At 63.6% G+C, this 6,486-nt stretch carries 6 protein-coding genes and 1 tRNA gene; 2 read left to right on the top strand and 5 right to left on the bottom strand.

Annotation, left to right across the window (positions count from 1 at the left end; all coding sequences use genetic code 11):
• The 3 genes from kdpB to kdpF form a co-directional block, all read right to left on the bottom strand.
• A partial coding sequence (gene kdpB / locus QOC76_RS25310; protein WP_526361610.1) for a potassium-transporting ATPase subunit KdpB occupies positions 1-1,570 on the bottom strand: 1,570 nt, incomplete at its 3' end.
• Positions 1,567-3,240 (bottom strand): potassium-transporting ATPase subunit KdpA, encoded by a 1,674-nt coding sequence (gene kdpA, locus QOC76_RS25305; RefSeq protein ID WP_526361608.1) that lies wholly within the window; start codon positions 3,238-3,240, stop codon positions 1,567-1,569. The genes kdpA and kdpB, both read right to left, overlap by 4 nt.
• A complete protein-coding gene (kdpF, locus tag QOC76_RS25300) occupies positions 3,240-3,326 on the bottom strand; it encodes a K(+)-transporting ATPase subunit F (RefSeq protein WP_526361612.1) in 87 nt (28 codons plus the stop codon). The genes kdpA and kdpF overlap by 1 nt, the downstream gene beginning before the upstream one ends.
• A 292-nt stretch (positions 3,327-3,618) precedes the next feature.
• Here kdpF and QOC76_RS25295 point away from each other — a divergent pair, with 292 nt between their 5' ends.
• Positions 3,619-4,272 (top strand): VTT domain-containing protein, encoded by a 654-nt coding sequence (locus QOC76_RS25295; protein ID WP_526361606.1) that lies wholly within the window; start codon positions 3,619-3,621, stop codon positions 4,270-4,272.
• Here the strand turns inward: QOC76_RS25295 and QOC76_RS25290 are convergent.
• Positions 4,269-5,297 carry a diphosphate--fructose-6-phosphate 1-phosphotransferase gene (locus QOC76_RS25290; protein ID WP_526361604.1) on the bottom strand — a complete coding sequence of 343 codons (1,029 nt, stop codon included), beginning with the start codon at positions 5,295-5,297 and terminating at the stop codon, positions 4,269-4,271. The genes QOC76_RS25295 and QOC76_RS25290 overlap by 4 nt on opposite strands.
• A gap of 94 nt (positions 5,298-5,391) precedes the next feature.
• Positions 5,392-6,033 (bottom strand): hypothetical protein, encoded by a 642-nt coding sequence (locus tag QOC76_RS25285; RefSeq protein WP_526361602.1) that lies wholly within the window; start codon positions 6,031-6,033, stop codon positions 5,392-5,394.
• Positions 6,034-6,178: 145 nt separating this feature from the next.
• Here QOC76_RS25285 and QOC76_RS25280 point away from each other — a divergent pair.
• Positions 6,179-6,252, top strand: a tRNA-Leu gene (locus tag QOC76_RS25280).
• Positions 6,253-6,486: the final 234 nt, after the last annotated feature.

Here is a 6,486-nt window from a genome sequence, read left to right as displayed (position 1 = left end):
GAAAGTCGTCGACGCCCGCCTCATCGGCGATCGCCTTGGCGGTCAAGGGGTTGTCGCCGGTGATCATCACGGTGCGGATGCCCATCCGGCGCATCTCGTCGAACCGCTCCCGCATGCCCTGTTTGACAACATCCTTGAGGTGGATGACGCCGAGTACCGACGCGTGATGATCGAGCACTTCGCCGACGACCAGCGGAGTGCCGCCTGCCGCGGAGATGCCGTCGACGATGTCGCCGAGTTCTGTTGACACCGTTCCGCCTTGGGAGCGCACCCAATCGGCGACGGAGCTGGCCGCGCCCTTGCGCAGCATGCGGCCGTCGTGCAGGTCGACGCCGGACATGCGCGTCGTGGCGCTGAACTCGACCCAGTGCGCCTTGTCGAGCTCGCCGGGTGTGCGGGCCCGCAGCCCATACTCCTGTTTCGCGAACACGACGATGGAACGACCCTCCGGGGTCTCGTCGGCGAGGCTCGAAAGCTGTGCCGCGCCGGCGAGTGCATCCGGTGTGACGCCGGCCAGCGGAACGAACGCCGCCGCCTGCCGGTTGCCCAATGTGATGGTGCCGGTCTTGTCGAGCAGCAACGTGTTGACGTCACCTGCCGCCTCCACAGCACGACCGGACATCGCGAGCACGTTGCGTTGCACGAGGCGGTCCATGCCCGCGATGCCGATGGCCGAAAGCAGCGCGCCGATGGTCGTCGGGATGAGGCAGACCAGCAGCGAGACCATGACGATGCCGGACACGCCACCGCTATTGAGCGCCAACGTGTCTGGCACGCCGGGGTTGTTCGCCTTCGAGAAGATCGCCAGCGGCTGCAGCGTCGCGACGGCGAACAGGAAGATGATCGTCAACGATGCGAGCAGAATGTTCAGCGCGATCTCGTTGGGCGTCTTCTGCCGATTCGCGCCCTCGACGAGCGCGATCATCCGGTCGATGAAGCTCTCGCCGGGCTTCTGGGTGATCTTGACGACGATGCGGTCGGACAGCACGGTGGTGCCGCCGGTAACCGCTGAGCGGTCGCCGCCGGACTCACGGATCACCGGCGCTGACTCACCGGTGATCGCCGACTCGTCCACCGAGGCAATGCCTTCCACAACATCACCGTCTCCGGGAATCGGCTGACCGGCTTCGACGACGACGATGTCGCCCCGCTGAAGCAGTGGCGCGGCGACGTCCTCCTCGCGGCCAGGGGTACCGGGCGTCCACCCGGCGAGCCTGCGAGCCATGGTGGCCGTCTTCGCCTTGCGCAGACTCTCGGCCTGCGCCTTGCCACGACCCTCGGCCACGGCCTCGGCGAGGTTGGCGAAGATCACGGTCAGCCACAACCACACCACGATGAGCCACGCGAACCACGATGGCTCGGTCAGGGCGAGCACGGTGCTCCATGCCGCGCCGATCTCGACGATGAACATGACGGGGTTGCGCCATAGGGTGCGCGGGTTGAGCTTGCGCAGCGCGCCGGGCGTCGACTTCCACAGCATGTTGGGATCGAGCAGGCCGCCTTGAACACGTTTGGGCGCAGGTGGTTCCGGGTGCGCGGTCGGAGCGGGATCGATTGTGGGTGCGGTCATGTGTGAATTCCTTCGGCGAGGGGACCCAGCGCGAGCACGGGTAGGAAGGTGAGGGCGACCAGGATCAGGGTGACCCCGGCGACCATGCCGACGAACTGCGGCCGGTGGGTGGGCAGGGTGCCGACGGAGTCGGGCGTCTTGCCCTGTTTGGCCAGCGAGCCCGCCAGTGCCAGCACGAAGATGATCGGCAGGAAGCGGCCGAAAAGCATGGCCATGCCCAGGGCGGTGTTGTACCACGTGGTGTTGACGCTGATGCCGGCGAACGCCGATCCGTTGTTATTGGCCGCGGAGGTGAACGCATACAACACCTCTGAGAGGCCGTGCGGGCCGGTGTTGAGCATGCCGGCGCGTTGACCCGGCATGGCCATCGCGACGGCGGTGCCGGTCAGCACGATCAGCGGTGTGATCAGGAAATATGTTGCGGCCAGCTTGATTTCGCGCGGAGTGATCTTCTTGCCGAGGTACTCGGGTGTGCGGCCGACCATCAGGCCCGCCACGAACACCGTGATGACGGCCAGGATGAGCATGCCGTACAGGCCGGAGCCGGTGCCGCCCGGCGCCACCTCGCCGAGCTGCATGTTGAACAGCGTGATCATGCCGCCGAGGCTGGTGTAGGAGTCGTGGAACGAGTCAACGGCACCGGTGGAGGTCAGCGTTGTCGCGTCGGCGAACACCGCGGAGTTGGCGACGCCGAACCGCTGTTCGACGCCTTCCATCGCCGACCCGATCGCGGTGTGGACGGTGCCGTGGTGCTGCAGCTGGAACAGCATCATCAGGCTGACGCTGACGGCGGCGATCACGCCCATCACCGCGACGATTGCGTAGCCCTGCTTCTTGCTCTCCACCATGCGGCCAAAGGTGCGCGGCAGCGAGAAGCTGATGACAAGGAGCAGGAAGATCTCAACCCAATTGGTCCAGGCGGTGGGGTTCTCGAACGGGTGAGCTGAGTTGGCGTTGAAGAAGCCGCCGCCGTTCGTACCGAGTTCCTTGATCGCCTCTTGGCTCGCAACCGGTCCGCCGGGGATGATCTGTTGACCGCCGACCAAAGTGTTGACGACCTGGTCGTGCAGATCGAAGTTCTGGATCGCGCCGCCGACAACGAGAATGATCGCGGCAATGACCGACAGCGGCAACAGGATTCGGATGATGCCGCGGACAAGGTCTACCCAGAAGTTGCCGAGCTCGCTGGTGCTGCGACGGGCCAGCCCGCGCACGAAGGCCATGGCCACAGCCATGCCGACCGCGGCGGACACGAAGTTCTGCACGGCAAGGCCTGCCATCTGAACGAGATGGCCCTGGGTCGATTCACCGGAGTAGGCCTGCCAGTTGGTATTTGTCACGAAGCTGACGGCGGTGTTCCAGGCGAGGGCCGGCGTCATCGGTGTGCCGGGGTCGTTGAGGTGCAACGGCAGCCTGCCCTGCACCAGCTGGAAGATGAACAGGAAGAGGACGCTGACCACCGAGAAGGCGAGCACGCTGCGCGCGTAGGCGCCCCACGTCTGCTCCGACTTCGGGTCGGCGCCGATCAGCCGGTAGATGACGCGCTCACCGCGCAGGTCCTTGGTGGAGGCGTAGACCCGGTACATGTAGTCGCCCAGCGGCACGTGAACGGCCGCCAGGCCGATGATCAGTGATGCGAGGAACAGGATCCCCGCCGTCGTCGAACTCACTAGAACCTCTCCGGGAAGAGCAGGGCGGCGAACAGGAAGAGGGCGAGCAGGATCGCCAGCAAGAGACCGATCAGGTTCTGGCTCACAGTCCCTCGACCAACTTCTGTATCCAGCCGAGCAGGGCGAAGATCGCCACCGTCAGCACGATGTAGATGAGGACTGACATGTCACTCCGTCACGTTTACGGCCGGCCGGATTTCGGCAGCTTGAACCATGGAACGCGCTGTTCAGGGCTTCGAAGGCGGCCTTAACGGTTTCTTGACGGCGCAGCCGCAGTCCTTAACGGATTCCATCGTTGAATGTGAGCCTGTGCGCGAGAGAAGACGCTGTGAGTCGAACACGGGCTCACGCTTGGCGGTCGATGGCATCCTTGGCTGCGTGACCGTGGAATCGCTGCTGCAATCCATCCCGCCTGTCGCTGTCTATCTCGTTGTCGGCGTGGTGATCGGCATCGAGAGCCTCGGCATACCGTTGCCAGGCGAGATCGCGCTCGTCAGTGCGGCACTGCTGGCGTCACGGCACACCCTTGACATCAGCCCGGTATGGGTCGGTGTGGCGGCCACTCTAGGCGCCGTGACCGGCGACACCATCGGATACTCGATCGGCCGACGGTACGGCATGACGCTGTTCGAGCGGATGGGCAAGCGGTTTCCGAAACACTTCGGCCCTGGGCATGTCGCGTTGGCCAAGCAGCTGTTCACGAAGTGGGGAGTGTGGGCGGTCTTCTTCGGCCGCTTCATTGCGCTGCTGCGTATCCTCGCGGGTCCGCTCGCCGGTGCGCTACGAATGCGGTACCCGAAGTTTTTGACTGCGAACGCTTCTGGCGGCTTGATCTGGGCCGGCGGCACCACGGCGGTGGTCTACTATGCGGGACTGGCCGCTGAACATTGGCTGTCGCGATTTGCTTGGATCGCGCTGGTCGTCGCCGTAATTGTCGGGATCACCATGACATTCCTGCTGCGCGAACGCACTTCCCGGCTCATTCGGGAACTCGATGACGAGCACGACTGGGAAACGTTGCGCCGTCACTAGGGTCTGGCCGGGGTGTCTGCTGCCAGTCCTGTCAGCAGCTGGCTCAGGGAAGGCACTTGGTATTTCTCGAGTTCCCACAGGTCTATCGACTGGAACAGCCAGAACACTGCGAACTCCGCGATGACGATGAACTCCACAACCAGCAGGCCAAGGCCATTGCCCGAGCACTGAAGAATGGCCACGACGATCAACGTCAGCACCATCATCGCGGCAATGATCAGATAGGCAGCGACGAAGGCAAGCCGCGTCCGCGCGCCGCGGTCCTGACGGACGGCGGCGTAGCAGGCGTAGTGCACGACGACCACGATGATTCCTCCGAACATGGCGTACGCCGCTACGGTGTGGGCGTTTCTGACGAATAACGGCAGGTCGACAAAGAACACCATCGTGCCTGCGAGGAGTGCTAGCAATAGAAGGTAGGGCAGCACGCATTCCGCCTTGCGGAGAAACGGGGCCGCCGCGGGTAGTACCTTTCTCAGAAATCGCACGATGGCGTCGAGAATTGGCGGCAACGCCGGCGCCTCACCCTGCGGCTCCTCAGGCGAATCGTCTGAGCGCGAGCACAATTCGGCTTGCGGAGGCGTGGTCAACCTGGCGCGGACGAATCGGATGGTCGTGTATAAGGCGACCGCGGCCACGCTGGCGATGAGGAGTGCCCACACGTTGTTCTCCACGAAGGCGGTTGGGTCGAAGTCTTTGGGCAGCCCAGGGCCGCGCAGCGGTTCGCGGCCCGTCGGAACCAAACCCACCACGAGAGCCAGGACGCCCGAGAAGTTGAGCACCGAATCCTCGGTGGTCGTGCTGCCTTGGTAGATGATCAAGCAGATGCCCACGGCGCAAAGTGACGCGATGAAGACGCTGTGGGAGCTGGTGTAGAAGTACGCGCTGATCGAGTTCTGCCATCCATCGGCATGTCGCCGCGTGTTGATGACTGATGCGGTCAGGAAGACGACTAAGGCCACCAGACCCAGGCGTACGTAGCGGTAGGTAGTTACCGCGTCCTCCTGACGGACTAACTTCGCCATAGCTCAAGTAGACGACACAGCGATCAGGAAACACCTTTGCCACTCCGAAAGCGGCTTCCGGCGATATTTGAAACCGATGGCTGCGCTACTTCGGCTACGAGGTGCGACCGAACCGCCGCTTTGTCTTCTTCGGCTCCTGATGGGACTCCTGAAGCCACTCTTCCCACATCATCTCCGAGTTTTCTTGGATGGGGCTATTCGCGACTTGCCATCCGAGTGTCTCGACTTTGGTTGTGGCCCATCGTATTAGCGATCCATCAGTGCCGATCGCCTCTGCGAGGAGCACTCGCTGGTGAGTATCGAGCCTGTCGCTGAACGCCTGCATGGTGTTCTTCAGGCGCCGGTAGGGCACTGCACCGTCGAACTGCTGGCAGAGTTCTGTGAGTTCGCGTCGCGCTTGGTCGATGAGGGTTGCCGGCTGGGCCTCGGCATGAACGACAGGGTCCTGTTCGTCCTCGCTCCAGACCTCATCGACCTGTGTTGGGGCGGAAGCCGGATGCGGGGTGCCGGCGCGCTCCTGCAACTCGCGGTACATTTCGCGAAGCTTCTCGAGTTCCGTGGTGGCCGCTTGGGCCGTTTCGCGCCACCATTCGAGGTGATACACGACAAGCCGTGTCTCGCAGTCCGGGCAGAGTGCATCGGTGGTGTCCCTCTGGGGCAGGGCGGTCGAATTCAGTAACGCCGCACCACAGAGCGCGTGGTCATCTCGGGCGTCGAGATAGTCCGCGTGATGCACCACTGAAACGGAGGGCTCCCATAGATAGCTGTGGGGGGGTTCCACTTGACGTAACTTAGTTGGCGCGGCTGACGAGCGCGGTGGATCGCGGAACGTAGGCCGGTTCGATGGCACTCAGCACGCGGTAGCGTGCTCTGCGGTGACGGCCCCCATAGCCCAATTGGCAGAGGCAGCGGACTTAAAATCCGCACAGTGTCGGTTCGAGTCCGACTGGGGGCACCGAAAACGTCTGTTCAACTCGCCAGCCACCATGCGACGCATTCACCTTGTGAACCGGCGTACCGAACCGCACATCGATCCGATGATGGTCTACGTAGTCCTGGAGGTACCGGACCCAGTCGTCACGGGCCGGATATTCTCCGTAACGACGGTGGCTCGCACGATACCCGGGCATCGTCGACATCCACGCCGGCGTGTTGAGCCGCAACCCGTCGTAACGGGCTCGCCAGCTCG

This window comes from Mycobacterium sp., assembly GCF_032159565.1.
In the GTDB taxonomy this organism is placed as follows: domain Bacteria; phylum Actinomycetota; class Actinomycetes; order Mycobacteriales; family Mycobacteriaceae; genus Mycobacterium.
This window is presented reverse-complemented; position numbering and strand designations above follow the sequence as displayed.